Origin of the sequence: Rhizocola hellebori (assembly GCF_016862955.1) — a bacterium.
GTDB classification, from domain to species: domain Bacteria; phylum Actinomycetota; class Actinomycetes; order Mycobacteriales; family Micromonosporaceae; genus Rhizocola; species Rhizocola hellebori.
Genome location: NZ_BONY01000041.1, coordinates 59,840 through 86,459, shown reverse-complemented (window position 1 = coordinate 86,459; position 26,620 = coordinate 59,840). Strand labels below are relative to the sequence as shown.

Here is a 26,620-nt window from a genome sequence, read left to right as displayed (position 1 = left end):
TGGCTGTCACCAACACCCCACCTGCTTCTCCACGGCACCTGCATCGCTGCGCTAGGAGATGCAGAGGGCAGCCGAACCGGCTGCCAGCGTGAGGAAGTCGCGAAGATCGTTGCCACCGACGTCGGCCGCCGCTCCCTTCAAACCATCATTCGATCATGGTCCGTGTCAAGGATCCTGGCCGGCCCTTGCGGCAAGCGTCATGTGAGTCCAGGTGCCAGGGGCGCTATCGCTGGGGAGAAGCAAGGATTTGGCAAGGGTGGTCGGTCATACTGGCGCATTCATCTACTTTGGACGGGGGCCTTTGTTATGCCACGCAGAACTATGTCCGCCGCCGCCGCGATCCTGGTCGGGGTGGTCGCCACGCTGACCTTTGCCTCGCCCGCCGCGGCTGCCGGCACTTGCTACACCACCACCACCTTGCCCGACTACACCATTCCGATGTTCACCGTCACCGTGCCGTCGGCGGGCAGCACCGCCGCCAGCACGACCTGCTACATGGCCCTGGGCGCCAACAGCAACGCGGTCAAGCGCCTGCAAACCACGCTGAACCGCTGCTATGGCCAGGCGCTGGTGGTCGACGGCGACTTCGGGACAAAGACCAAGGCCGCGTTGAAGGTTGCCCAGGGCATGAACTGGCTACTCACCGTCGACGGCGAATACGGCCCCAAGACGCGTGACGGCATCACTTGGGACAACGGCATCAACGCCACCACTGGCCGGTGGGACTGCGCCTGGGTCGACGGCCCTGGCGGCTTGCAGCACCCGTAAATTGGGTAATGGCAGCAGATCCGCCGCGCCGAGGCACTGCGCCACGGCTGGCGGGGCGCTGGCCGCTTAAGGCCCGGCGGCACGGATCGGTAGCGCGCAAGCGTTGTGGCATCGGGCTTGGCTATCCTCCCGAAGGCTCGACCATCCCGACGCAGACCGGATCTGGGTATGGCTGTCCTGGGACTTAGGTCCCAGGATGGCCGGGCCGAGGTCGGTACACGCGCCTCATGCCTGCCCACCAAATAGCGCCTACCTTGCCTGACATGTGTCGTGAATTCTGGCGCTTCACTCAAATGTATGGCCGCATTTGGCAAAGTATGTGGTCCTGGGTTGAGCAACCCTGGCGGCATTGCAGCAGGCAACCATGTTGGTGGCTGTGCTTGAACAGATTGCTGTGCTGGGTCTCGCTGATCGCCCTCGCGATTCTCATCATCCACGTCTACGTATTTCTGGTGGTCGTATTTTTCATTGCGCTGGTGATGTGCGAAGGCCTATGCGTTTTCATCGCTGTCCTGCAGGCGCCCAGCGGCAACATCGTCGTGCGATGCTTCCAATACTCGGACAGTGGCACGACAACGTCGCCGCCGCTGAACCGGCAGCCCGTAGCGGTGACCGATGGTCCCTACAGCGGAATCGTCGGCCAGTCGATATCCATGAGCGCAGCCGGTTCCACCGATCCGGAGGGCGGCGCGCTCTCCGCAACATGGAACTTCGGCGATGGGCAGTCTGGCACCGGGCTCACGACCTCACACCCGTACAGCAACGTCGGTGTCTTTAACGTCACGGTGTCCGTCTCGGACGGCACGTACGCGGCGCAGGCAACAACAACCGCGACGATCAACGCTGTCGGCGGCTGGAATCCTTCATCACCAATCGGATCCGACACAATGTAGGAGGGTAGCGCCGTGTCCGCAGACAACGACATCCGCACCTGCGGATGCTTTGAGGGACAGCTGGGATTGCTGGCCGGGCTCGCCGGGTTCGGTTTGCTGATCCTGTTCGCCCGGTCGGCGTTGCCTGCCGGTGGCTGGGGTCTGGCGGCAGCCGCATTCGCTTTCGCCGTAAGCGGTGCTGTCGTGGGCAAGGCGGCGGGCATGCTGCGGGCCAGGCCGCGGTCAACGGAGGATCGCCCGCATATCTAATGATGACGGCACGCCATTGTCCTCGACGGAACCGGGGCGTTCGGTGAGTGTTTACCGGCAGCGGCACTGTGCCGGAGACTGGGCATCACTCATGATGACGCGCCACGGAGGTTCTGGCATGGCTGCTTCACTGCACGGCCGGCAGCTACGAGTGCTGCCGGTGACGGAGGATCGCTGGGATGATGTGGTGGCGTGCTTCGGCCGTCGCGGAAACGATCCGCAGTGGTGTTGGTGTCAACGTTTCGTCGGCACAGCGCCGGATCGAGACCAACGTGCGGCGCTGCGTCGCCAGATGACCGCCGCAACAGTCCCGTTCGGGTTGGTCGCGTTTGTTGATGAGCAGCCTGTGGGGTGGTCGAGAGTTTCGCCGCGTTCCGACCTTCCGGGTGTGCTGTCCCACCGTGCCCTCAAGCGCATCCTGCCTGAGGATTCGGGTGCGTGGTGGGCGACGTGTTTCGTGGTCGATGCTAGGCACCGTGGGCAGGGTGTTGGTCACGCGCTCCTGAACGCAGCTGTGTCACATGCGCGTGACCACGGTGCGACTGCCGTTGAAGGTCACCCCGTCGACGTCGAAAAGCTGGCGGCGACCCGTGTCAGCGGATCGTCTCTGTTCACGGGCACGTTGGCCATGTTCGCGGCCGCCGGGTTCACCGAGATTGGACGGACGTTCCCAAGCCGCCCGGTCATGCGTCTTCAGCTCTGATCGGCCCCACCGCTCGCGGTTTTGCGAATGTCCGCCAGCAGCTTGGCGATCCGCGCTTCGGTCACCCAGGCGTCACCGGTACGGTCGGCGGCGCCCAGCCAGTCGCCGATGTCCCACATCGCCCGGCAGGCGGCCAGTGCGGGCAAGGCCTCCGTCTCGGCCTGGCTCAGGGGGCGGATCTGCTGGTAGCCGGCGAGGACTGCTGTCCAGCGTTCGCGGTCCTCTTCCGGCGAGTCTGGCCCGCGATGGAAAGTGACTAGGTCGTATGCACGTAACCCGAATCCACAGTGATCGAAGTCGAACGTGACGAACCGCCCGTCGTCGCTGAGGTGGATATTGCCCCGGTGCAGGTCGGCATGGATGATCCCGTAAGCGCCGTGGATCGCTCGGAGTCGATGAATTTCGCCGGTCAGCCGCTTGCCGATTTCGCCGAGTTCGGCGAGGTCCGCCGCGGCCCTATCCGACTTGGCATAGGGTGCCAGGCCGGCCAGCGGCCGTTCGACAAGGATGCCTTCGTCGAGGTGGTAGCGGTCGTAGCCGGTTTGGAAGGCGTCCATCTCCAGGTGCATCCGGGCGATGCCGGCGCCATACTCGCGCCATTGCCCGGCGGTCGTCGTGCCGTCGTATGAGGGCTTGCCGGGTGCGTAGGTGAACAGGGCGAAGTAGCGTTCGCCTTCGGGTGCGGTCAGCCGGCCGAGCCGGTCGCCGACGGTTCGCTGGTAGGGGCGGATGACGCCCAGCCCGGAAGCGGCCAGGTGCTCAAGCAGGTCGAGCTCGAAGCGGAGATCGGATTCCGAGCGGATCCAGTATTTGTCCCGGTTGTAGACCCGCAGTACGCGGCGTTCGCCCTCGGCGTCGGTGACGAGGTAGGTGTCGTTGAAGCCGCGGTTGAGCAGGCTCACTTTGACGGGCGCGGCGATGGCGTACTCCCGTGCTACGAGCCGGGCGAGGTCGTCGGTGTGCAGGAGCGAGTGGGTGACGCGCATATCGAGTGAGCCTATGGCAGGGCTCAGGCGGAAGCACTCTCGGTCAGAGAGAGTCTGCAAACGAGATCGTTAAAGGTCGGCGGGGACGTCGAGCTGTAATTGCAGTGATAGACGCGCTCCTGAGCGCTGACGATCTCGACCCACAACGCCGAGTTGCCGACCCATCGCTGGACCCGAGCCGCTTTGCCGTCACCGTAGAGAAATACGTTGGTGATTCGTAGAGAATCGGTCAGATCGTCATAGTGGACGACGAATTCGTTCCGGTCGTCTTCAGGCCAGAGAATGACTTCGGGCACTTCTGCTTGCCCATCGAACTCAAGCGCGGGCTGCGCACTGGAGATCGAGATTCCATGTCGCTGCCCCGGAGTGGATCCTTCGAAGACGACCGTAACCTGCCCGGGCCCAGAGACCGGCCAGATGTCACCACCGGCCACCAGAAGAGCGCCCCAGTTGATCATCGGCGAGGGTTTCGTGACGACGCCGAGCTGCTTCGTGCGCTCGACGTGGTCGAAAAGGGCTACCTGAACGGATAGGCCGCTCCTCGAATAGTCATACGACAAGGTTTCCGGCTCGGCCGTAATGCGGCTGCCGATCTCCGCCCAGTTCTGGCCGCTCGACAGACATCCGAGGATCACCTGATGTGCGGTGAGTACATCTACTGCGGGAAATGCGAACAACTCCACATGCCTGCCTTCACGGACCTCGACGTCGATCCTCCGTTTCCCCACGGAGAGCGCTTGGATGAACCGTCCGGCGGCCTCGTGCGACTCGATGACAATCCACGGGGGCTCATCAAGGCCAAGGTTGTCCAGTAGCCAGTAGAGCTCGTCCGGGGTCGGTGAATAGTCCTGCTGGTCAAAGGCTCCCCTCAATTGGTAACCAGCAGACATGCCCCACCCCCGTCATTCCTCAGGACCCCACACATACTGCACATTATCAGGACGCAAAGTAACTGTCCGTATACCGACAGATACATTGCCGTAGTCGAATTCCTCCGATGTTGTACGGGAGCACAAACCTCGATTCTTGAATACGTAATCGGTCGGTGCGCGGCTGATCTCTGGGCGGAGTCATCATGTTGGGACTTCAGCGGATTCGTCGCGCCCTGGGCCAGATTCTGGCCCTGGCAGTCGTGGTTCCGGTGGCCGTAGTTGTCACTTCCTCACCCGCGCACGCGGATCCGCCCGCCTATGAAACGGCGCTCAAGCAGGTGATGGCCGACACGGCCACCTGGGCCGAGGGTGGGCTGAGCCGGGTGGGCCTGCTCGCCCAGCCGCTTGCGCTGCTGAGCGTCAGCCCGGGATCGCTGGTCGACGCGGACACGCTGGTGCGCAAGGTCTCCGACGGCCTGGTCGCCAACGGGCTGACCAACGACCACCGTGACCTCGGTGGCGGCGCGTTCCTGACCAGCATTGTGTCCGATGTAGACGGAGGCAAGCAGCTGGACCTGAGCCTGACCGCCAAGCGCGAGGTGGTGGACAAGGACTTCACCGTCGCGGGCATCACCGCGGCGGCCGCGGTGAAGGTGACCGGCTGGGCTACCCTGCGGCTCAAGGCGCGCTACGTCAACGGCGAGGTGTTTCTGGTCAGCGACGCCGACGCGCCGCGCCTGGACATCGACGCCATCGCCACGTTCCGCGCCGACCTGCAAAACGTCAGCGCCTCGGTGGGCATCCTGCAAGTCGCTCTGCTCAGCGGTGACACGTCTTTAAGGGCAACTGCCCATTTTCTGGGTACCGTCAACGACCCCAACCATGACGGAAAGCTGGCCTTCGGATCCGGCGGCGAGCTGGCCGGCGCCGGTTCACTGGCCGGCCTGGTCCAGGTGGCGCTGGATAGTTCCGGTGGCGGGAAGGTCTCCGACACCGAGAACGAGGCCGGTCCGGGCTCGGTGACCGCAGTGCTCAAGCTGGGCGCGGCCGCGACGGGCGCACCCGCGGGCCTGCCGGCCCTCAACGCCACCATCAACGTGACCTGGCCCGCGATCAGCACCGGCGCGCCGGAAGTGACGACCACCGGGCTTGACGGTGTCATCGGCAAGTTCAAGAACATGACGCCGCAGGACCTGGCGGCCGGGCTGGCCCAGCTGGCGATGCTCATCGCAGGCGTGCAGCAGAGTGGCGGCGCGGGAAACCTGGATCTGCCGTTCCTCAAGGGCAGCTTCGCCGACGCAGTGAAGATCAATGAGAAGGTGGTGGCCTTCCTCAAGAAGTACGTGTACCCCAGGCCGGAAGACCCCGAATTCGTGGTGGGCGTGGACGATCCAGCCCGCGCCGGGCAGCCGAAGTTCAGCTCGATCCAGCAACTGCTCAAACTGCTCAGCGACGAAGGTCTGCTGACCAGCACACCACTGTCGTTCGTTGGCGACAAGCTGGCTTTCACGATCAGTCTCACCCGCACGTCCACAGTGGACGAGGCGCTCGACCCGGGCGCAGCCGGCGTGTCGGGCAAGGGAGCGACCTTCCTGCCCGACGGATTCACGCTGCCCACCAACAGGTTCACCGCTGGAGCGCTCAAGGGGCAACGGGTGGTGGCGGGCACCTCGGCCGGCACGGTCAAGGACAACACCGCCAACTCGGTGACCCTGGACGCCGAGTGGATCGGTGGCCGCCCTGCCGACGACAGCACCTGGGTGATCAGCAGCTCCGAGGCGCACATCGGTGCGGTCGAATTCGGAAGCAAGCTCACCGCTGAGGTGGACGAGGGCAAGTTCATCGGCGTGCGCACAGCCAACGCGCAGTCGAGCCTGGCCATGGTGAAACCCAGCTACACCGCCTCGATCACGCTCGTGCTCGACCTGCGCGACGACCTGGGCAGCCCGCTGGCCAACGCGGACCGCATGCTGCTGCGCACCGACCCGAACACACCGCTGTTCACCGCGAACTTCCCCATTTCGAGTGCCATCGACTTCTACGCGAAAGTCGGCTTCCTCAAGGTGCGCCTCAACGGCTCACTGTCGGTGGGCCCCGCCTTCGGCGCGCCCACCATGCTCGAGGTGAAGTTCCAGCAGGCGCAGGACATCAGCCTGGGGACGCTTTTCCAGCAGTTGCAGTCCAACCCTGCCGGTCTGTTCGCGGTCACCTCATCGGTGCGCACCACCGGCCAGGCGAAGATCAGTGTGCCTGGTGACACCGGCGCGCTGGGCCAGGGCGCGACCGTCACGTTCAGCTGGGAGGCCGGAGGCGAGCCGGTCATCAACGCCGACAACCTGGACGGCCTGTTCTCGCTCGACTTCAACGCCGACGACCCCAACGCTCTATTCGCGACGGTCGTTGAGGCGCTCAAGCTGGTGAACGGCGCGCTCGCCTCGGCCAACGGCGGCAGTGGGCTGCTCGACCAGGAAATCCCGTTGGTGGGCAAGAGCGCGCGGCAGCTGCTGGGCAACGACGAGAGCGGCGTGGGCGGGAAGGTCAGCTACACGGCCGACGGCTCCGACTTCCTGCTCACCGACGACGCCCGCGAGGGCGACGCGGCGTTCGGCGCGAAGCTCAAAGACCGTACCATCGTCATAGGTAGCAAGGCTTATCGCATCCTCGACGTGGTCGACGGCAAGACCCTGCGCATCGCCGCGGGCGGCACGCCGACGCCGGAACTCGGTGCGGCGTATGCCGTCCGGCCGGAGCTCGTCGAGGCCGTGGACAAGCTGCTGGCTCAGCCACCCGAAACGCTGCAGGACGCGCTGGACATGGTGAACAAGGCCATCGGCGACGGCAGCGGGGTGAGCTTCACGCTCGACCAGCGCGAGGGCGGCCCCTACCTGCGCATCGGCTTGGACTGGCGGCGGCACTTCCGCGTCGCGCAACCCATCAAGTTCAACTGGTCCGGCGTCGGCGACCTGGTGAGCCTGGACTCCTCCGGCGCGGTGTCGCTCGACATCAGCGGCCGGGCACAGCTCGGGCTGTTGCTGCCGTTGGCGTTGGACGCCGCACCGCTGCTCGATCACGACTCCTCGGCCAGCGTTACCGTCGCCGCGGCGGCCACCGACGTCGCCCTCGCCGCCCGGGTAGGCCCGCTCGGCATCGACATCGGCAAGGGCCCCAGCGACTTCGCCAGCGTGCAGGGCAATCTCAAGTTCGCGCTGGCCAATCCGTCCACTGACGACCTTCCGGTGATCGACGCTCTGCTGGGATTGACGCCCTCGCTGACCACCGACGGCACCGACTGCGGTGGTGGGGTGGGCGGTGCCAACGTGCCCCTCTGCGCCCGCGCACCGATCTTCATCAACGACTGCACGTCGCCACCTGGCGCGAACGTGCTCTCCTTCCAGCTCGACACGAGCCTGACCCCGACCTCGACCCTGCCCGATCTCGGGCCCTGCCTCAACGCGCTGGCCCTGAAGTTCACCGATTTCAATGTCGGCATCGACGGGTACCTGGCGAAGGTTGAAGAAGCCTTGCGGCTGGCCAGTTTCGACGGCAAACTGCCGCTGGTCGGCGAAGACCTGCAGCAGGGCGAGCGCTTCATCCACCAGCTGCGCGAGGACATCAAGGCGAAGATCGGCGACGCGCTGGCCAACGCCCCCGCCAACAGCGACGGCCTCAAGACCGCGCTGGAGACCGCACTGCACGAGATCGACCCGGCGTTCACCGTCATCGTCGACTGCATCGACGGTGTGGCCGTGCCGTGTTCGCTGACCGAGGTGCAGCGGGTCCGCTTGAGCGGCACCGCAGCCAAGGGCGATCCGTCCATTGCGGAGGGTTGCGCCGGGACAGACTGCCTGGGCATGGATGTGCCGCTCAACCTCGGCATCCCGGGCCTGTCGCTGAAAGCCAAACAGGGCGCCACCGGCGGCGTGCAAGTCAAACTGGGCTGGAAGTTGCACCTCGACCTGGTGCTCGACCGCACCGAGGGCTTCTACGTCGCCACGCATTCGGGCAGCGACCTCTCGCCCGAGCTGCAGATCGGCGCATCTTTCGACGCCGGCGACCTCGACGCGCAGCTGGCCTTCATTCAGGTCACCGCGCACAAGAAGACCACCACGCCTTTGGTGACAGCGTATTTCGGCATCGATCTGCGCGGCTCGGAAACCGAGCAGAGCTGCTTCACGCCGACCCCGTGCACCGCGGACAACGACGCCAAGCTGACCCTGGCCGAGATGGGTGACCTGGGCACGTGGCTCAAGACCAACCTGACCGCGACCGTCAATATCGACTGGGAGCTGACCGCCCGCATCGATCCCTCCAGCGACATCGGCTCGGCCCTGCCCGGGATCAGCGCCGACTTCAAGCTCACCTGGGGTCTGTCCAATGCGTCCGGCGAGCTGCAGGCGGGCGATCTGCACATCGAGTTCACCAACATCGCGATCGACGCGGGCGCGTTCTTCACCAAGATTCTCAAGCCGATCCTGGAGAAGCTGAAGTCGGTCACCGGCCCGCTGCAGCCGGTCATCGACACGCTTTACGCGCCTATCCCCGTGCTGTCTGACCTGTCGCATGCCGCGGGCGGTCCTGACATCACGCTGATCTGGCTGGCACAGACCTTCAGCACCCTGGCCGGTGGCCCGGACCTGAAGTTCGTGCACACCATCAAGGCCGTCATCGATTTCGTGCGCAAGGTGCCGACCTGTACGAGCACCTGCAAGATCCCGCTTGGCACGTTCTTCGTCAACCCGGCCAAGGCGCTGACCACACTGGCCTCCCCGGCCTCGGCACAGACGCTGATCGAAAACCCGCAGCCGGCCAGCAGCGCGTCGGTCAAGAGCGCGGTCGACAACAAGGCCAACGGCGAGAAGATCTTCAGCAACGGCAACGACGCCAAGCTGGGCTTCAAGTTCCCCATCTTCGACAACCCGGCATCGCTGTTCGGTCTGTTGATGGGCCAGGACGTCGAGCTGATCAGCTTCGATTCGGGTCCGCTGTCGCTCGGGTTCAGCTGGCGGCAGTCCTTCGGGCCGGTTTACGCACCGCCGCCGGTCTTCATCACGCTCTCCGGCAGCGCCTCGGTGACCGCCCGGTTCATCGCCGGCCTGGACACCAAGGGCATCCGCAGCGCGATCGAGGCGGCGTCCAACGGCACCTCGCTCAAGCCGATCGACCTGCTCGACGGGCTCTACTTCAAGACCACCGACGACCAGGGCAACGCCGTGCCGGTGGTGACGCTGCGCGGCGAGATCGCGGCCGGGGCCGAGATCAGCGTGGTCATCATCAAGGTGGGAGTCGAGGGCGGCATCCAGCTGACCATCGGCTTCAGCTGGAACGACCCGAACAACGACGGCAAGTTCCGCACAAGTGAGTTCCTGCAACGCCTTCTGGTCAACCCGATCTGTCTATTCACGACCAGCGGGCGCCTGAGTGTCTTCCTGCGCGTGTACTTCGAGATCAACCTGTTCCTGTTCAAGAAGAGGTGGAGCTTCACCCTGGTCAACGCGACCCTGCTGGACTTCAGGGCGCAACCGGACTGTGATCCGCCACCACCTCAGCTTGGCGGCACGACCGGCGACACGCTGGTGGTCTTCGCTGGCAAGTTCGGCCAGAAGGACCAGCGCGGCGACAAGGTGTGGTCCAACACCTCGGACACCTACAACGGCGACTCGTTCAAGGTTTACGCCCTGCACTTCGCCGACCCGCCCGAGGACCTCAACCCCAGCAACGACTTTGACGGTTTCGCCGTCGAGGCGCTGGGCCGCCGGCAGGAGTTCATGGACCCCAGCCTGACCCGGGTCGTGATCGACGGACGCGGCTACACCGTCAGCGATCCGAGCAAGACCGCGATGTCGGTGGTGTTGCTCGGCGACGGCAACCCGAACAGCTCGAGTCAGGAGACCTCCAGCTTCGACAAGACCGCGGTGGTCATGGGCTCGGAGGGTATCGACTCGATCCGCACCGGCACCGGAGCGGCCTTTGTGGACGGTCGCGACGGCGACGACATCATCGTGACGGCCGAGGAGGCCGGGAAGGTCTCGTGGGTTACCGGCGGTGGCGGCAACGACACCATCACCACCGGCGAGGGCAACAGCATCGTGGCCGGTGACGGCACGCTGGGCAATGCGCAGCGCAACATCACGGTGGCGGGGGAGAAGGACACCGTGCCGCTGTCCAACGCGATCGACTGGGACAACCTCGTGGCACCGGCATCCGATGTGGATGGTGGAACAGGCATTGACACGCTGACGGTTGGCCACGGCGCCAACACCGTCTACGGCAACGGTGGTGACGACATCATCGCGACGATGTCCGACGACACCCACGCCAACGGGCCGAACATCCTGGTGGGTGGCGCCGGTGCCGACACTGTCAACGGCGGCAACGGCAACGACAAGATCTACACATACTCACAGGCGATTTCGTCCGATGTGGATGATGTGGGTACCGGTGACACCACCGTGATCAACAACGTGGACACCGGCGGAGGTGTGGACGAGGTCTACGGGGCCGCAGGTGTCGACCTCGTGGTCTCCCACTCGGCCAACGGCCAGACAGGAAAGGTCTACGGCTACGGCGGCAACGACGTGCTGCTCGGCGGTTTCGGCACCGACCAGATCTTCGGCGGCCCGGGTGACGACTACGTGATCGCGGAGCCCTCCGACGTCCAGGAGCAGGACGGCACCGACGCCTATGGGCCGTTCCGGCCCGTGGTCCACCAGCCGTTGCCGGCCGGGGCGCAGTCGGAGATCAAGCTGCTCGTCGGCGGCCTGGACCACGACCACATCATCGGCGGCGACGGAGGCGCGACCATCTTCGGTGACAAGTACCTCACCGCGGAAACCTGTGCCGACAACACCAATTACGTCCAGGTGAACCCGGCCGACCAGGGTGCCTCCGACCTGATCCTGGGCGGAGCCGGAGCCGATGTGGTCTCCGCGGGCAGCGGCGACGACCGCACCGAGCTCGGTGCGGGCAACGACCGTGCTTGCGGGCAGCTCGGCAACGACACGCTGCAGCTGGGCGGCGGCGGGGACAAGGGCTGGGGCGGTCCGGGCACCGACACGGTCTATGGCGAGGCGGGTGCCGACTTCCTATACGGCAACGAGGACAACGATGGCCTCTACGGCGGGTCCGAAGTGGACACCGCCGAGGGCAACAACGGTACTGACAACATCATCGGCGGTGACGGCGACGACTTCCTCTTCGGTGGCACCCGTGCCGCGGAAGCCGCGGATCAGGGTGACTTCCTCTACGGCGAGAGCGGCGCCGACCACCTCGTGGGTGACAACGGCACCGCCGCGGGCTACCCGCTGGACCTGACCGGCCTGTTCCCGCTCGCGGGTGGAGCAGACGTCATCTTCGGTGGCGTCGGCAACGACTTCGCCTACGGCGGTCTGGCCAACGACACCATCAACGGTGACGACGACAACGACGTGATCGAAGGCAACAACGCCACGGACACCATCCATGGCGGCACCGGGACAGATGCCATCATCGGCGGCTCGAGCGAGACAGCCGCACCGGGCACGGGTAGGCCCGACGACGGCGATTTCCTTTACGGTGACGCCGACGCCGACCTGATCGCGGGCGACAACGCGGTCATCACCACCGGCCCGTCGACCCGATTGACCCTGGGCCGGGGCACCCTGGAACGGCAGATCACGTTGCTGGACCTGGGCTTCACCCCTGCGGCGGGCACCAGCGGCAACGACCTGATCAACGGCGACGCCGGCAACGACGTGCTGCTGGGTCAGCGTGGCACCGACCGGGTCCAGGGCGGAACCGAAAGCGACTATGCCGAGGGCGGCCCGGACAGTGACTGGGTCGAGGGTGACGCGGGCGACGACGATCTCGTCGGCGGCTCGTTCACCTCGGCGCCGGCCACCCAGCCGGACACCGCCGACGGGCTGTTCGGCGGCCCCGGGTCCGACGTGATCCTGGGCGACAACGGCGTGGTGCTGCGCCCGGTCGGCCCGGAACTGCCTTCCCCGGTCACGTCGCGCACCGGCGCCGACGGCCTGCCGATCGTCCCGCGCATCGTCACGCTTTATGACAAGGCAGCGGCGGACACCACCCGCAGTGGGGCCGACCGGATCAGCGGCGGCGACGGGGTCGACCTGGCCTGGGGCCAGGACGGCGATGACGCGATCAGCGGCGACGGAGATGGCGACTATGCCGAAGGCAACGGCGGTGCGGACACGCTGCGCGGCGATGTCGGCCTCGGCGTGGCCGGGCACGCCACGGTCACCCCGCTACCGGCACAGCCCTGGCCCGGCACGGCCGGACCCACGGCCGTCCTGGTTGGAGTATCCACTCCGGACGGTCAGGACGACCTCATCGGCGGCAGCTCGGCACAGGCTTTCCGTGACGTCGCGGATGTGATCGAAGGCAATGGCGCTGACGACGTCATCCTGGGCGACAACGGATCCCTGCTGCGGACCATCGTCAACGGCAAGGACAAGGTCTACACGGAGCGGTACCCCACAGGAGCAAACCTGACCAATGCGACCATCGTGCGAAGCCATGACCCGGCCCTGCCCGGACCATCGACCCGCTTCTGCACCACGGCACAGGCCACATGTGAGCCGGCCACCGCGTTCGGCGCTGACGTCGCCTACGGCGACGACGGCAATGACGGCATCTGGGCCCAGGACGGCGACGACACCGTCTATGGCGGCAACGGCGACGACGACCTGTTCGGTGAACTCGGCGCGGACACCATCTACGGCGAGGCCGGCCAGGACGCGATCGTCGGCGACCGCGGCGGCGTGATGAACCAGTACCTCAACGCCGATGACGTTGCGGCGCTTGGTTTCACCGTCACGGTGAGCGGTGTCCCGCAGGAGTCGTTCACCGGATTCCGGGCAGGCTATTACGACCGGCGCGTGGACCTGCTGCACGACACCGACGGTGACGTCTGGGTCGGCACCTCGACCGGCACGCCGATGGCCTACGACGGCATCAGCTTCGGCGGCAACGACCGGATCCGTGGCGGGTCGGGCAACGACAACCTGCACGGCGCCCTCGGCGACGACCTCATCAACGGCGACAGCGGCGGCGACATGGTTTTCGGCTCGCGCGGCTCTGACATCCTCTATGGCGGCAAGGGTTGCGACCCGGTGCTCGATGCCAACGAGCCTGAGTGCAAGACCGGCGGCGTCTTCGACCCGAAGGCGCGCGGCAGCCGCGACCAGTTCGTGGACCACGTCTTCGGCGGCGCGAGCATCTCGGTGGATCAGGGCATCAATTCGGATCTGCTTGACTTCAAGCCGCGCGGCACCTACCCGGACTGCGTGCCGGGCCTGTGGCCGCAGACGATCGGCAGTGTGACCAAGGACCCGTGTGTCTGGTTCGAATGGACCGACCAGACGAACGCCTCCCTGGCGGACAACCAGAACCACCAAGGGACCGACTGGCTCTACGGCGGCTGGGACCGCGACGTGTTGCAGGGCGACGTGGCGCAGAACGGGCCGAACGCCGGTGACCGGCTCATCGACTGGAACGGCTCGTACAACCTTTACACCCACTGCAACGCGGCCAACGGCGGATACAACGACATCCGCCAGCACAGCCCTTCCATGCAGAACTTCCTGACGAAGATCGCCTGGTCGGACTCGCTGGGCAGGTCGGTCACGGACGTGACAACGGCCGGCACCTCGGCCTTCATCGAGCTCGGCTTCACCTACATGAGCGATACAGGTGCCCATGGGGCAGGCAGTGCCTACCCGACCACACCGGGCCACTTCGACGACCCCACCTCCTGCACGGACTGATTTCGATGGAGATACCGATGCGAAGGCGTTTAGCCCTGTTGGTAGCGGCGCTCACGGCGGCCGCGGCGACGATCCTGTTCGTCTCTCCCGCAGCTGCGGACCCGGGCGCGCCACCCGGGGACGCCGTGCAGGTTTACGGCACGCACACCGCGGCGGATCGGGCCGCGGTGGCGGCCACCGGCGCCTACGTCGACCACTACGAGCACGGGGTGCTCTACGTCTACGCCAAGCCGAAGCAGCTGCAACGCATCAGGGCGCTCGGATTCCAGGTGGGAAACGTGAGCACCCTTACCGGGCAGCCGGTCGACCCCGGGTACACCGACTACCCGGAGATGATCGCGGCCGCGGACGCGATCGTGGCCGCTCACCCCACCCTCGCGAGCAAGGTCATCATCGGTCAGTCGTTCCTGGCCAAGAACATGATCGCGATCAAGATCTCGGACAACGTGGCTACCGACGAGAACGAGCCCGAAGTGCTGTTCATGGCGAACATCCACGCCCGTGAGCATCTGACCGTGGAAATGGCGCTTTATCTGGCGACCGAGCTGACGTCCCAGTACGGGACGGACAGCCGGATAACGTCCCTTGTGGACAGTCGCGAAATCTGGATCATCCCGATGCTCAATCCCGATGGCGCACAATACGACCTGTCCGGGCCGACCTACAAGGACCAGCGCAAGAACATGCAGCCCAACGGCACGTCGAAAATCGGCACGGACATCAACCGCAACTTCGGCTACAAATGGGGCTGCTGTGGAGGTTCCTCGCCGTTCAAGTCCTCGGACACCTATCGAGGCACCGCAGCCTGGTCCACGCCCGAGGCCACCGTGGTGCGCGACTGGATCCTGAGCCGCCGGGTGGGCGGGCAGCAGCAGATCAAAGAGGCCATCGACATCCACACCTACGGTGAATTGGTGATGTGGCCCTTCGGTTACACGTTCAGCAGCATCGTGCCCGGGATGACGCAGGACCAGTACGACACGCACAAGGCGATCGGCACCGAGATGGCCCAGTCCAACGGCTACTGGCCCGGACAGGGCAGCGGCCTTTACATCACCTCCGGCGACACCGTCGACTGGATGTGGGGCGACCAGGGCATCTTCAGTTTCACCTGGGAGATGTACCCGAAGAGCTTCGATATCGTGACGGGGTTCTACCCGCCGGCGTCTGTGGCGCCGGCCGAGACGACCCGAAACCGCGACGCCGCGCTGCGCTTCCTGGGCTGGGCCGACTGCCCCTTCCGCTCGATCGGCAAAGAAAACACCTACTGCCCGGCGGCCAACGACTTCACGCTGACACCGAATCTCGGTGGGGTGACAGTGGTTCAGGGCTCGAGCGTCGACTTCACGGTGGCCGCGGCGAAAACCGCTGGCGCGGACCAGGGCGTGACGCTGCACGTGACCGATGACATCCCGCCCAACAGCGCGGTCAGCTTCACCAGTGCGATCCAGACCGACGGCGTGGCGCACACAGTCACCGTCAACACGACTGCCGCCACAACGCCCGGCGTCTACACCATCGTTGTCAACGGCACCGGCGCGAGCGGCGGAGCCGTACGCGCGGCCCGGGTCCAGGTCACCGTCACGGCGACCAACGCGAACTGCGCCGGCACCAACGGCGCCGACGTGCCCATCCCGGACGGCTCCGGCAGCGCGGTCAGCCAGATCGCCATCTCCAGCTGCGGCGGCAACGGCGGCCCCACCGCCCGCGTGGACGTGACCATCCTGCACCCCAAAGTCATGGACTTGTTCGTCACCCTGATTTCGCCTACGGGAACACGATTCCCGTTGCACGAGCGGGCCGGGGACGAGTTCCACGACATCGTCAAGTCATACACGGTCGGCCTCAGCGGCGAGGCCGCCGACGGGGCGTGGTCACTAGAGGTCCGAGACGTCAGCACGGGCAACAGTGGCGGCATCGACGCCTGGACGCTCACGCTCAAGTAGAAGGGTCACCTACCAACATTTGTGAGGACACCGCATGGCTCGGTGTCCTCACTAGGGCTTTAGGTGTGGACAAGATTCAGTACTTCTATCGCGTACCTTGCGACGACCTCTTGGTCCGCATTGTTGAAACCGACGGAGATCATCTCGTTTTTGATGTCGTTGTAGGGTACTTTTCTGAATCCATCGCCCAGCACGTCATCGGAGAAGTCGTCCTCCTCGACCACCTTGCCGCCGATCCACAGGAAATCACGTTCGAAGACAAGGAATTGAGCGGCCTTGTTGATGGGCAGCACGGTGTTGGGAGCGATGTTTATCCCACCCGCATCCTCGGTCTGCTCCCATAGAACCTGTTGGAATCCCGGTTGAGGATCTCCTTGGCCGTCGATGAAGACTCCGCGGGCCTCTAGTTTGCCGAAGATTTCGAGATTGGCCCCGGAGTCGCCGCTAGCGTTCGTGCATAGAAGGGAGTCCAGGGTAACTCGAAGTTCCTTCGCATCTCGTGTCATCACGCACTCCTTGATGCTGTTGTTGCGTTTGCCGATTGGCGGAAGGAAGTCGCTAAATCGCTGGCGACGCCTTGATCATATCGCGCGACCCGTTCCAGCTCAACGGAATGTTCGCCGGCCAAAACGGAGTGAATCTTCAACCAATCGCGGCTATGAGCCGGTAGCGGCTGGCGGCGTGCAGCCTTGCGGGCGCTGTGGCATCATGACGGCCGTCGATCATTACGCTGGAGGAGACGATGCCAATGCCAACACAGCTGCCGGTGACGTGGGTGTCCGCAGGGCATGGCGTGCCGACCGTGTGCGCACGCCATGGGCAACCCGGAACACTGCGGGCCCGAACCGAGTTCGAATCGGCGCCGGCCGGCTGGTCATACGCGTTCATCCCGCTGGGACTGCTCGTCTTCGTCCTCATTCGCGCCGCGACCCGCAAGCGGATCGATGCCCCCGTCTGGTACTACTGCGACTCATGTCGATCGATGCGGCGCATTCGCCGTCTGGCCTGGGGGGTGCCTGCGGTATTGGGCGCTGGGCTGCTTGTCTACGCCTTGGTGGAAGATCCGGCTAACCCCGACCCGTGGTTGTTCATCTCAGGCGCCCTCGCCGGGATCGCCGGGTACGTAGGCCTGCTCACCACGAGCCTGGCAGCGATCGCGCGAGGCCGGGTGTCGCGCGACGGCCAGTGGATCGTGGTCCGGCGCCCAGACCCCGCCTTTGCCGCAGCCGTCGAAGCTGCCCTTGACCATGCCAGGAGTCATCCCCCGGTGCTCCCGCCGCCAACCCGTACCCACGAGCAGGCCGCTCGCGAGATCTTCGGCCGAACCATGGGCTGAACCCAGCTCCGGGCCATCTGGCCGTCGCCCGTGGAGGTTCTGCCCAATGCAGACACTGCGGCCATGGGCACTTGCGGCTTGGAGAACGCGGGGATGTCATCGCATCGGCTTGCGATACCGCGGCCGCTCTCGCACTATCCGATAGCCGGCCGAGGTGTAGAGGGCCACGGTGTCGTTGGCGTTCTCGGCGACCGTCTCGATGCGGGCGATCGCCAGACCCGACTCGGCGAGCTGGCGATGGCAGTCGGCGAGCAGGGTGCGGCCAAGGCCGCGGCGACGCCATTGCGGCCGGACGAACAGCCATTCCACCTCGCCGTCGCGGCGAGCGATCGCGCCACCGGCGATCTGGTCGCCGGCCCACGCAATACTCCACAGGTGAGCGTCGTTCGTGTCGTAGCTGTCCGCCACATGGCCGTGTCCCGACGCGCCGAAGCACTCCTCGATCGCTGCGGCCGTGAGCGCATGATCTATCGGGCCGTACCGCAGGGTCGGCGGCAGCGGGGCCGGCGCGTGGTCGGGCAACTCGCGTTCCAGGCTTACGACCGTGAAGGCCACTTGATAGCCGTGCTTTCGCAGCAAAGCCGCGCTGCCGGGCTGATTGGCGTTGGCATTGCCGCCAAACACCCCGCGCGGCCCGGCCACAGCGGCGGCGCGGCGTTCCTGCTCCACCAACAGGGCCGTGCCAATACCCCGGCGACGCGTGGCGGGGTCGACAACTCCCCGCAGCAGATGCAGCTCGGTACCGTCCGCTTCGGTCCACACCACAGCCGACCCGTACGCCACCACGCGGCCGTCGAGCTCGGCGATAAGGCACTGTGGACCCACGAACGGGTCCTTCGTTTCGATGTCACCGTCGTGCGCCACCGCCGCCGCTTGCACCCGCTGGACATCCGCCAGGTCGGCCGGTGCGTACTCCCGAATCATTGCCAACCCCCGGCTGCCGCGATCAAAGTCGATCAACGCAACATCGTAGCGTGGACCAGGCCGTCCCTTATCCGATCGCGGTCCAAAGAGATCAGCTCAGCTTGACTGCGGTACCGGTCATCATGCAGTGTGCCGAGTCGCCGCCGATGACGGTCTTGACGTCGACGATGGCGTCGGCGCCGAAGCGTTGCGCCTGTTCGATGATCTGCTGGATCATCTTCTGCGGGTTGCCGCCGCCGATGGCGCCGAGGGTGGCGTGCGCGGTGACCAGGCCTAGGACCTGGAAGGTGCGGCCGGGCAGCTCCGGCAGAGTCGAAATCAGCACGAGCTGAATCCTACGTGCGGCTCGCACGGCAACGACCGAGGCCGGACCGCATTCGGCGTTACGGTCGGGGTGGGCAGGAAAGCGTAGAGGCTGAGGCTGGTGGGCGGTCGCGGAGTTGGGCCCGGGCAATGCTGCGGCCCAGGTTCCACTAAAGCCAGGCATCGGGGCGGCCCACGAACTGTGCCGCAGAGCCGGCCGCAACCTCACCGGCCGGGAATGGACCTTCTACCTCGGAGCACAGCCATACCAGCGACTCTGCCCCGGGCTTCCCTCCGGCCAAGGCGCCAGCCCGACAGCCCCCACGCGCACACCACCAACCCTCGACGCATAGCCCCGGGTAAGTTAGGCCGAGGATCGCGTGGGGAGGTCGCCGTCCCGTAGGCGGCTGACGCCCTCCTCGAAAAGGGCGCGGACCGGCCACATTCCCCGGCGCGCTGGTGGTGCGCAATGGGGCGCCGCCGGTCAGTCTCCTGCCTGGTTTGCGTGGCGGCTGAACGACCGCCCCAGCGCCAGGACGAGGCGGTGCTGCCACGTGGTGGGGTGGCCGCGCACGCCCGGGTACTCCTGCAGGAAGCTGTCCCATTCAAAGCGCCAACGCAGGACTGACGCCGCGGTGAACGAGTCGGCCTCGGCACCGAGCTCGCGGCGCAGCACCTCCCTTACGAGCGTGAGGGAGATCGGGGTGAACTCGGCCAGCAGGGTGGCGTCGTAGAGGTCCTTTCCCTGCGGGTACTTGTCGGTCTCCAGCCAGAGGATTTTCCAGGCCAGCGCAAGCTCAGGCGGGGCCGTGGCGATCGGGTCGTGCAGAGGCGGGATCCGGATCGGAATCGGTGCTACCGGCAACGTCTCGTTGAAGACGAAGTCGAGCTGGACGCTGCCATGGGGCACCTGCGGGGTGGAGAACGCGAAGGTCAGGCGGCGGCCCGGCGCCCGCTCGTAGGTCCAGATGTCCTCGGCCGCAACGCTGTCGGCGCGCAGGCCACCACCGGGATGCTCACGCACGGCCGCAACGATGCCGTCGAGCATGCGTCCCGCGGCACGGTCCTCCATCATCATTGCGCTCGGGGTGACCACGAAATCCAGGTCGCCCGGCTCCCGGGCCGCGTCGCCCAGCCAGACCCGCAGCGGAACGCTGCCGCGCAGCACCAGATGTTTGGCCCACGGCCCGGCGGCGATCAGGCGCAGCAAATGCGTCATGGCGTCCCATCGGGCCTGCCGCCACCGGTTGCCCGTCTGCTCGTCGACGAACCGTGGTTCCCCGGCCCGGTAAGCGTTGACGAACTGCTTGAGTGCCGGGTCGAACACCGCCGGCTGGCGGATCTGCGGATCGGCGGGAAGCGGCCGGTAGGTGGACGGAAAGCCTGCATGTGGCGGCGGCGCAGGGCGCATGTCGAACTCGTGCGAGACATGGTCCTGCGACGGCTGCTCGTCCAGCCAGCCTTCATCGAGGCGCAACGCGCTGTCGTAGACCACGTATTCTTCCTCGATCTCGGCAATGTCCTGGCCGTCCATGCGCAGAGCTTCGAGCAGGGCGTCAAGTTCTTGCCGCGCAGTCACCCTCCCGACCCGGTGGCAGCGCTGGGTGACGAAGCGCTCGTGCCGGCCGTCCGGCCGCTGGCGGCGTGCGTTGCGCGACAGGCGCGCACCATGCGGCGCGATCAGCTGGGCCAGCGCCGCTAGCCGATCCGTGGCGGCATCGGACAGCACGAGCTTGACGTGGTGCTCGAAGTACCGGCCCTGCGGCTCTCCGCCAGCGTCACCGTCGGTCTGTGGCACACCTTCGTTGGACGGCGCGGCTTCGATCTTCACCCGGACGATCTGCGCGGCGGCGTCGATGAGCATGCCCCGCCAGATCCGCATCATCTCCCACAGCTCGTCCAGGGTGCCCCTGCGCCGGACACTGACCATCGGCTGCGACTTCCACACACCCCGGTCCAGCTCGATGTGGCTGAACTTCCACCCGTGATCGCGCGCAAAGCCCTCCAGCTCATCGCCGTACACGGCGGTCAGGTGGATCTCAAAGTCTCCGGAGATGTCGGCCACCAACATACGGTCGCATCCCTTGGCCACACGTTCCACCCATAAAAAGCTGATCTCCTGGCTGCTGGCCAGCGGCGGGCACGATCTCAGCTTGGTCAGGTTGCCGCGGCGCGGGCGTGTTCCTGGCTGGGATGCGGGGCTGGCCGCCGCTGCGTGGACCTGGGTGGTCGTCCTGTCAGCCCAGCGGAGTGAAGTAGTGACCGGCCGGGTGGGTCTGGCCGAGCAGGTCTCCCCATTCGCGGGCGCGGGTTAGCTCGCCTTCGGCCAGCGGCCCTTTGGTCGCGGTGACGTAGAAGCTCTTGGGCATGGCGGCCCGGAGGTGGCCCAAACGCTTGAGCCGCTTGGCGATGCCACGCGCCGCCGAACCAGGCAGCCAGCTCGGTTTGCCGAACTTGGTGTCGAAAGCGGCAGCGGGGACGAGGTGTGATCCGGGTAGGAGACGGTCGAGCCACTCACGCACGCCGATGCCGGCGGAAACCAGGCCGGCGGTCGCCTGCTGGGCTGCGCTTTGGCGGGTGTTCGGCCGGCTCATGCCCAAGGCGTGGGTGGGGGCGCCGATGATCAGCAGATCCAGATCGGCGGGCAGGGGAATGGGTGCCTGGCCGACTTCGCGGAGCTCGACGCGCTGGTGCGGGGCGAGCCCGTCGGCGATTGCTTCGGCGATGCGGCGGGTGTTGCCAAACATCGATTCATAGATGATGAGCGCGGTCATGGTTTAAGCGTGGCGTATGGGCGCGCGAGTGCCAGGGTCATAGGTCCTGGGCGGGAAAGGCAGGATTGCTCTGCACTCGGGGCCCGGACGGCGCGACGATCAAACTATGACCGTGACTGTCCGCGCCGGTGAGCGCTCGGATTCAGCTAGCCGTTCCGGCTACCTCAACGATGAGGAGTACGCCACTGTCGACGCCTGGTGGCGGGCGGCCAACTATCTGACGGTGGGCCAGATTTACTTGATGGCCAACCCTTTGCTTCGCGAGTCGCTTACCACGCAGGACATCAAGCCGCGGCTGCTCGGGCATTGGGGGACCAGCCCGGGGCTGAATCTGCTGTGGGCGCACCTGAACCGGGCCATCGTGGCCCGTGATCTGAATGCCATTTTCGTTACCGGTCCCGGCCACGGCGGCCCTGCCATCGTGGCCAATACGTGGCTGGAGGGCACCTACAGCGAGGTGTATCCGAGTATCAGCCGGGACGAGGCCGGAATGGCTAAGCTGTTCCGTCAGTTCTCATTTCCCGGTGGGATTCCCAGCCATGTGGCGCCTGAGGTGCCTGGCTCCATTCATGAGGGCGGAGAGCTCGGGTATTCGTTGATGCATGCCTACGGTGCCGCGTTCGACAACCCCGATCTCGTGGTGGCGTGCGTGGTGGGTGACGGTGAGGCCGAAACCGGGCCGCTTTCGGGAAGCTGGCTTTCCAACGTCTTCCTTAGCCCGATCACCGATGGGGCTGTGTTGCCGATCCTGCACCTCAACGGGTACAAGATTGCCAACCCGACCGTGCTGTCGCGTATCCCCGACACCGATCTCATGTCGATGATGCATGGTTTTGGCTACCGGCCGATCGAGGTCAGCGGCGACGACCCGGCGCGGGTTCACCACGAGATGGCCCAGGCGCTGGATGCCGCGCTGGACGACATTGCGGCGATCCAGCAACACGCCCGTGCCACCGGTGACGGGTCGCGGCCGCGCTGGCCGATGATCGTGTTGCGCACGCCGAAGGGCTGGACCGGGCCACGCGAGGTCGACGGTGTGCCGGTGGAGGGCACGTTCCGCGCCCACCAGGTGCCGCTGGCGGCCGTGCGTGAGAACCCGGCGCATCTGGGGATGCTTGAGCAGTGGATGCGCTCATATCGGCCTGAGGAGCTTTTTGGCTCTTTCGGGGTACCCGATAAAAGCTTGGATGTGTTGAAACCCAGCGGTGAGCGCAGGATGAGCGCGAACCCGCACACCAACGGCGGCCAGATATTGCGCGATCTGGTGTTGCCCGACATCGAGGAGCACGCGGCGGTCGTGCCGCAGCCCGGTGGCTCGCAGATCGAGGCGGCCAGGCAGGCGGGGCAGTGGCTGCGCGAGGTGATGCGTGCGAACCCGGACAGGTTCCGGCTTTTCGCCCCGGACGAGGCGAACTCCAACCGGCTCGGTGCGGTGCTTGAGGTCACCGATCGGGTGTTCACCGCCGACATCGTGCCCGGCGACGACCATCTCGCGCCGCAGGGCCGGGTGGTGGAGGTGCTCTCGGAGCATCTGTGCCAAGGGTTCTTGGAGGGTTATCTGCTGACCGGCCGGCACGGGCTGCTGACCAGTTATGAGGCGTTCATCCATGTGGTGGACTCGATGGTCAACCAGCATGCCAAGTGGCTCAAGGTGACCAACGGGATTCCGTGGCGGCGTCCTATCGCGTCGCTGACCTATCTGCTGTCCAGTCATGTGTGGCGGCAGGACCACAACGGCTTCTCGCACCAGGATCCGGGTTTCATCGACCACGTGGTGAACAAGAAGGCCGCGGTGGTCCGGGTCTATCTGCCGCCGGACGCCAACACCCTTCTGTCCACATTGGACCATTGTCTGCGTAGTCGCCAATATCTGAACGTCATCGTCGCGGGCAAGCAGGCCGCGCCCAACTGGCTGACAATGGAGCAAGCCAAGCTGCACTGCCGGCGCGGGCTGGGCATCTGGCCCTGGGCGAGCAACGACGCGGGCAGCGAACCCGATGTGGTGCTGGCGTGCGCTGGTGACGTGCCGACGATGGAGGTGCTGGCGGCCACCGAGATACTGCGCGAAAGGCTGCCGCAGCTGAAGATTCGCGTCGTCAACGTCGTGGACCTGATGCGGCTGCAGCCCGATTCGGAGCACCCGCACGGGCTGCCCGACGACCAGTTCGACGCCATCTTCACCCGCGACAAGCCGGTCGTGTTCGCCTACCACGGCTACCCGTGGCTGATCCACCGGCTGACCTACCGCCGCGCCAACCACAGCAACCTTCACGTGCGCGGCTACAAGGAAGAGGGCACCACCACCACGCCGTTCGACATGGTGATGCTCAACGATCTCGACCGGTTCCATCTGGTGATTGACGTCATCGATCGCGTCCCAGGGCTGTCGGTCAGCGCGGCCACTTTGCGCCAGGAGATGGTGGATGCTCGTCAGCGCTGCCGCGACCACACCAGGGCCACCGGCGAGGACGCGCCCGAAATCCGGAACTGGAAATGGCCGTCCTGACCGAGAACCGGCCGGCCGGGCTGTCCGCGAAGGAAGCGGCGGCTCGGCTGGCCGGCGACGGCCCCAACGCGGTCGCCAAACCGCGTCCACGCCGTCTTCTCAGCAGGATCGGGGCGCAGCTCACCGACCCGCTGGTGGCGCTGCTGCTCGCCGCGGCAGTGGTGACCACGCTGCGCACGTTGCTCGGCACGGAACCATTGTCAGCCAGCCAAGTTGCTGTCTGCGCAGCGGTCGCGGTGGTGCCCGCGCTGGTCCTGTGGATCTGGAGAAACGTGAGGTGGGGACGATGACGGTGATTGTTGGCGTGGACAGATCGGTGCCCGGTAATGATTGTCCCCAGAGTGCCTTAATGCGCGGTGGGGTGCAGGACGGCCACCGGCCCGGCAGCGTGGTGGACCAGGGTGCGGCTCACCGAGCCCAGCAGGAGACCGGCGAAGCCGCCGCGGCCGCGGCAGCCGACGATGGTGAGGCTGGCGTGTGCGGATTCTTCGACGAGGCTGTATTCGGGGTTCATGCTGTGTATGGTGCGGATCTCGATCTGGAGGTCGGGGTGCTCCTCGCGGGCCAGCTCCAGGGCGTCGTCGATGAGCTGCTGGGACTTGTGCACGGCGGTGACGGCCGGATCGGGTATCTCCTTGGAACCCCAAGGGTTTTGCAGGCCCAGCGGCTCTTCCCAGTAGACGTTGGCGACGGCGAGCGGCACCTTCAGGTCGAGCGCTTCGCGGATGCCGTAGGTGAGGGCTGCCTGGGACGCCTCGGAGCCGTCGAAGCCCACCAGCACCGGGCCGTCCGGTTGCTCGGCTGGGCGCACGACTACGACCGGCCCGTGCCCGTGCGCGGCCACCTGGCTGGAGACTGAGCCGAGTTGCAGGCCCGCGAAGCCGCCAAGGCCGCGGGTGCCGACGACGGTCGCGACGGCGTCCTGGGATTCCTCGATCAGCACTGCGGCGGGCAAACCTTCGAGAAGGTCCGCTTCGACTGTGAGACCGGGATAGGCGGCACGGATCTGTTCCGCGTCGTTGGCAAGGGACCTCTGTGCCGCCGCGTGCAGCTGCTCGTCGGCAACGGCGTAGTTGCCAGCGGCGAACAGGGGACCGTAGCCGTAGAAGAGGCTTTCGAACACGTGTATAAGCCTGAGCGGAACGTTACGCCGTTCCGCCAATGAGGCGCCATAGCGGGCTGCCGTGAGGCCGCCGGGCGAGCCATCCACACCGGCCACGATTGATCTGTTCATACCTCTCAGCATCTTCCGCCTGGCGGGCACGGAATAGGGCCGATAGACCCGCTTATCGCGGGTCGGTGGCCTCTGAGATGACCTCGGCGGGCACCCGGCGCGGTGTGGCCGGAGGCTCGCCGGGGGCTGGATGCCCGACCCGGAGGGCCACCTGTGCGCAGCCTGCGGGCAGCATGTCGTCCATCAGCGTGCGGGTGGGGAAGGTCTCGGTCACGTCGCTGATGGGAGCGCTGCCCAGGCCGGCCGCTGTGGCGGTCAGGAGGACGGCCGACAATGCCATCCCGGCACGCAGCCAGGCCCTGACCCCATCGACGTTGGTGTAGATGACCGCATAGCTGGCGCCGAGATCGTTGTCGATCCCGGGCGGAAGGCTCGCGCCGCCGAACGGGGCGAAGTCGCGCACCGGGACCCGCCGCGGGATAGCGGGAACGGTGGTGGAGGCAGGCACACCGTCGCCGCTCCATGGCGGTCGGTGGGTCCAGTCGGCCAGCTCGGCGCGATAGTCCGGATCGGACAGTTGCAGGGCGCCGGCCCGGACGGCGGCCAGAGCGAATTGGGACGTCTGGTGCCATGCCAGGACGTGCAGGTGTGCCTGCTGCTGCTCGCAGGCGGCGATCAGGGCATCGACCGTGTCGGTGCTGACCGGTACGCGGGCGAAAGCACGGCGGTCTGTGCGCCGGCGCTTGATGGCGGCCCGCAGCGCCAGAGCGGAGTCATCCGGCGGCCTGTCCGGCCTCAGGCGCAGCGAGGCCAGCACGTCAGGGTCGGCGGGATCGGGCATGAGCCGCACCTCGGCGGCTGCGGGCGCCAAGGCGACGACGGCGTGATGCAGAGCCACGCCACAACTGATGGTGAGCAACCGCCCGCTGGGGTCCACTGCGGGTAGCTGCCGCTGCCGGTCGGCGCGCAGCAGCAGGCGGTCGGGGTGCACGACCCACGTCCACGGCTGGGTGTTGAAGATCGATGGCGCCGCGAGCGCGAGCTCGGCGGCCGCACGCAACATGTTCATGCCTCCAGTGCACCGCCTGTGCTCGGCCGGCCGGCAGGGCCGAAGGTCCCACGGTGGGTGGGCCGGCGGCCCCGCATCGGTCAGCGTTTCAGAACCGTCAGCCGGTGCCGATACTCCTGATCATCTATCTCGCCGCGCGCGTAACGCTCGCCGAGCTGCTGCTCGGCACTGGACGGGCCGGCGGACTTCGGGCTGTCGCGCCATGCGCGGTAGAGCAGAACCGCGCCGCCGACCAGCAACGTCCAGAAAACCAGGCTGGAAACCAGCATGACAGCCATGCCCCAACCGCCCATGCCATAGCCGTTCCACATCATGACGCATCTCCTTAGCGGGCGCAGGGGCCGTAGCGAGAT

19 protein-coding genes are annotated in these 26,620 nt (G+C 66.2%); 9 read left to right on the top strand and 10 right to left on the bottom strand.

The window, feature by feature from the left end:
• Positions 1-306 precede the first annotated feature (306 nt).
• From Rhe02_RS29555 to Rhe02_RS51020, 4 genes are all read left to right on the top strand, one after another.
• A complete protein-coding gene (locus tag Rhe02_RS29555) occupies positions 307-768 on the top strand; it encodes a peptidoglycan-binding domain-containing protein (RefSeq protein ID WP_203911672.1) in 462 nt (153 codons plus the stop codon).
• A 263-nt stretch (positions 769-1,031) separates the two neighbouring features.
• Positions 1,032-1,661: a PKD domain-containing protein gene (locus Rhe02_RS29550; RefSeq protein WP_203911671.1), complete on the top strand. Its 630-nt coding sequence runs from the start codon at positions 1,032-1,034 to the stop codon at positions 1,659-1,661.
• Positions 1,662-1,673: 12 nt separating this feature from the next.
• Positions 1,674-1,910: a hypothetical protein gene (locus tag Rhe02_RS29545; RefSeq protein ID WP_203911670.1), complete on the top strand. Its 237-nt coding sequence runs from the start codon at positions 1,674-1,676 to the stop codon at positions 1,908-1,910.
• 91 nt (positions 1,911-2,001) lie between these two features.
• Complete coding sequence (locus Rhe02_RS51020; RefSeq protein WP_373320721.1) at positions 2,002-2,613, top strand: GNAT family N-acetyltransferase; 612 nt, start codon at positions 2,002-2,004, stop codon at positions 2,611-2,613.
• Here Rhe02_RS51020 and Rhe02_RS29535 read toward each other — a convergent pair.
• Positions 2,604-3,599 (bottom strand): phosphotransferase enzyme family protein, encoded by a 996-nt coding sequence (locus tag Rhe02_RS29535; protein WP_203911668.1) that lies wholly within the window; start codon positions 3,597-3,599, stop codon positions 2,604-2,606. The two genes, Rhe02_RS51020 and Rhe02_RS29535, sit on opposite strands and share 10 nt — an antisense overlap.
• Before the next feature lie 23 nt (positions 3,600-3,622).
• The gene (locus Rhe02_RS29530) at positions 3,623-4,489 is read right to left on the bottom strand and encodes a hypothetical protein (protein ID WP_203911667.1); all 867 of its coding nucleotides are present in this window, start codon (positions 4,487-4,489) and stop codon (positions 3,623-3,625) included.
• A gap of 185 nt (positions 4,490-4,674) precedes the next feature.
• Between Rhe02_RS29530 and Rhe02_RS29525 the strand changes: the two genes are divergently transcribed.
• Complete coding sequence (locus tag Rhe02_RS29525; RefSeq protein ID WP_203911666.1) at positions 4,675-14,235, top strand: beta strand repeat-containing protein; 9,561 nt, start codon at positions 4,675-4,677, stop codon at positions 14,233-14,235.
• 17 nt (positions 14,236-14,252) lie between these two features.
• Positions 14,253-16,181 (top strand): M14 family zinc carboxypeptidase, encoded by a 1,929-nt coding sequence (locus tag Rhe02_RS29520; protein ID WP_203911665.1) that lies wholly within the window; start codon positions 14,253-14,255, stop codon positions 16,179-16,181.
• Between the two features lie 59 nt (positions 16,182-16,240).
• Here the strand turns inward: Rhe02_RS29520 and Rhe02_RS29515 are convergent, their stop codons facing one another.
• On the bottom strand, positions 16,241-16,687 hold the full coding sequence (locus Rhe02_RS29515) for a hypothetical protein (protein WP_203911664.1): 447 nt from the start codon (positions 16,685-16,687) through the stop codon (positions 16,241-16,243).
• A 242-nt stretch (positions 16,688-16,929) separates the two neighbouring features.
• Here Rhe02_RS29515 and Rhe02_RS29510 point away from each other — a divergent pair, with 242 nt between their 5' ends.
• Positions 16,930-17,517: a phage holin family protein gene (locus Rhe02_RS29510; protein WP_203911663.1), complete on the top strand. Its 588-nt coding sequence runs from the start codon at positions 16,930-16,932 to the stop codon at positions 17,515-17,517.
• 96 nt (positions 17,518-17,613) lie between these two features.
• On the opposite strand, the gene Rhe02_RS29505 is transcribed toward Rhe02_RS29510, so the two are convergent.
• The 4 genes from Rhe02_RS29505 to Rhe02_RS29490 all read right to left on the bottom strand — a co-directional run bounded on the left by Rhe02_RS29505 (position 17,614) and on the right by Rhe02_RS29490 (position 21,518).
• On the bottom strand, positions 17,614-18,477 hold the full coding sequence (locus Rhe02_RS29505; protein WP_203911662.1) for a GNAT family N-acetyltransferase: 864 nt from the start codon (positions 18,475-18,477) through the stop codon (positions 17,614-17,616).
• Positions 18,478-18,532: 55 nt separating this feature from the next.
• Complete coding sequence (locus Rhe02_RS29500; RefSeq protein ID WP_203911661.1) at positions 18,533-18,766, bottom strand: heavy metal-binding domain-containing protein; 234 nt, start codon at positions 18,764-18,766, stop codon at positions 18,533-18,535.
• 462 nt (positions 18,767-19,228) lie between these two features.
• Positions 19,229-20,815 (bottom strand): nucleotidyl transferase AbiEii/AbiGii toxin family protein, encoded by a 1,587-nt coding sequence (locus tag Rhe02_RS29495; protein ID WP_203911660.1) that lies wholly within the window; start codon positions 20,813-20,815, stop codon positions 19,229-19,231.
• 166 nt (positions 20,816-20,981) lie between these two features.
• Positions 20,982-21,518, bottom strand: a complete 537-nt coding sequence (locus tag Rhe02_RS29490) for a flavodoxin family protein (protein ID WP_203911659.1) — start codon at positions 21,516-21,518, stop codon at positions 20,982-20,984.
• A 106-nt stretch (positions 21,519-21,624) separates the two neighbouring features.
• Between Rhe02_RS29490 and Rhe02_RS29485 the strand changes: the two genes are divergently transcribed.
• Both Rhe02_RS29485 and Rhe02_RS29480 read left to right on the top strand, forming a co-directional pair.
• Positions 21,625-24,024 (top strand): phosphoketolase family protein, encoded by a 2,400-nt coding sequence (locus Rhe02_RS29485; protein ID WP_203911658.1) that lies wholly within the window; start codon positions 21,625-21,627, stop codon positions 24,022-24,024.
• On the top strand, positions 24,012-24,314 hold the full coding sequence (locus tag Rhe02_RS29480; protein ID WP_203911657.1) for a cation-transporting P-type ATPase: 303 nt from the start codon (positions 24,012-24,014) through the stop codon (positions 24,312-24,314). The genes Rhe02_RS29485 and Rhe02_RS29480 overlap by 13 nt, the downstream gene beginning before the upstream one ends.
• A 56-nt stretch (positions 24,315-24,370) precedes the next feature.
• Here Rhe02_RS29480 and Rhe02_RS29475 read toward each other — a convergent pair whose 3' ends face one another.
• From Rhe02_RS29475 to Rhe02_RS29465, 3 genes are all read right to left on the bottom strand, one after another.
• Positions 24,371-25,258 (bottom strand): universal stress protein, encoded by an 888-nt coding sequence (locus Rhe02_RS29475; protein ID WP_203911656.1) that lies wholly within the window; start codon positions 25,256-25,258, stop codon positions 24,371-24,373.
• A gap of 52 nt (positions 25,259-25,310) precedes the next feature.
• The gene (locus Rhe02_RS29470; RefSeq protein ID WP_203911655.1) at positions 25,311-26,267 is read right to left on the bottom strand and encodes an Acg family FMN-binding oxidoreductase; all 957 of its coding nucleotides are present in this window, start codon (positions 26,265-26,267) and stop codon (positions 25,311-25,313) included.
• Positions 26,268-26,347: 80 nt separating this feature from the next.
• Positions 26,348-26,581, bottom strand: a complete 234-nt coding sequence (locus tag Rhe02_RS29465; RefSeq protein WP_239124124.1) for an SHOCT domain-containing protein — start codon at positions 26,579-26,581, stop codon at positions 26,348-26,350.
• Positions 26,582-26,620: the final 39 nt, after the last annotated feature.

Excerpts from the sequence above, each read along its gene's own strand:
- Rhe02_RS29555 (WP_203911672.1), top strand. The coding sequence starts at position 307 with ATGCCACGCAGAACTATGTCCGCCGCCGCCGCGATCCTGGTCGGGGTG.
- Rhe02_RS29550 (WP_203911671.1), top strand. The coding sequence starts at position 1,032 with ATGTGTCGTGAATTCTGGCGCTTCACTCAAATGTATGGCCGCATTTGG.
- Rhe02_RS51020 (WP_373320721.1), top strand. The coding sequence starts at position 2,002 with ATGATGACGCGCCACGGAGGTTCTGGCATGGCTGCTTCACTGCACGGC.
- Rhe02_RS29535 (WP_203911668.1), bottom strand. The coding sequence starts at position 3,599 with ATGCGCGTCACCCACTCGCTCCTGCACACCGACGACCTCGCCCGGCTC.
- Rhe02_RS29530 (WP_203911667.1), bottom strand. The coding sequence starts at position 4,489 with ATGTCTGCTGGTTACCAATTGAGGGGAGCCTTTGACCAGCAGGACTAT.
- Rhe02_RS29525 (WP_203911666.1), top strand. The coding sequence starts at position 4,675 with ATGTTGGGACTTCAGCGGATTCGTCGCGCCCTGGGCCAGATTCTGGCC.
- Rhe02_RS29520 (WP_203911665.1), top strand. The coding sequence starts at position 14,253 with ATGCGAAGGCGTTTAGCCCTGTTGGTAGCGGCGCTCACGGCGGCCGCG.
- Rhe02_RS29515 (WP_203911664.1), bottom strand. The coding sequence starts at position 16,687 with ATGACACGAGATGCGAAGGAACTTCGAGTTACCCTGGACTCCCTTCTA.
- Rhe02_RS29510 (WP_203911663.1), top strand. The coding sequence starts at position 16,930 with ATGCCAACACAGCTGCCGGTGACGTGGGTGTCCGCAGGGCATGGCGTG.
- Rhe02_RS29495 (WP_203911660.1), bottom strand. The coding sequence starts at position 20,815 with ATGTTGGTGGCCGACATCTCCGGAGACTTTGAGATCCACCTGACCGCC.
- Rhe02_RS29490 (WP_203911659.1), bottom strand. The coding sequence starts at position 21,518 with ATGACCGCGCTCATCATCTATGAATCGATGTTTGGCAACACCCGCCGC.
- Rhe02_RS29485 (WP_203911658.1), top strand. The coding sequence starts at position 21,625 with ATGACCGTGACTGTCCGCGCCGGTGAGCGCTCGGATTCAGCTAGCCGT.
- Rhe02_RS29480 (WP_203911657.1), top strand. The coding sequence starts at position 24,012 with ATGGCCGTCCTGACCGAGAACCGGCCGGCCGGGCTGTCCGCGAAGGAA.
- Rhe02_RS29475 (WP_203911656.1), bottom strand. The coding sequence starts at position 25,258 with ATGAACAGATCAATCGTGGCCGGTGTGGATGGCTCGCCCGGCGGCCTC.
- Rhe02_RS29470 (WP_203911655.1), bottom strand. The coding sequence starts at position 26,267 with ATGAACATGTTGCGTGCGGCCGCCGAGCTCGCGCTCGCGGCGCCATCG.
- Rhe02_RS29465 (WP_239124124.1), bottom strand. The coding sequence starts at position 26,581 with ATGATGTGGAACGGCTATGGCATGGGCGGTTGGGGCATGGCTGTCATG.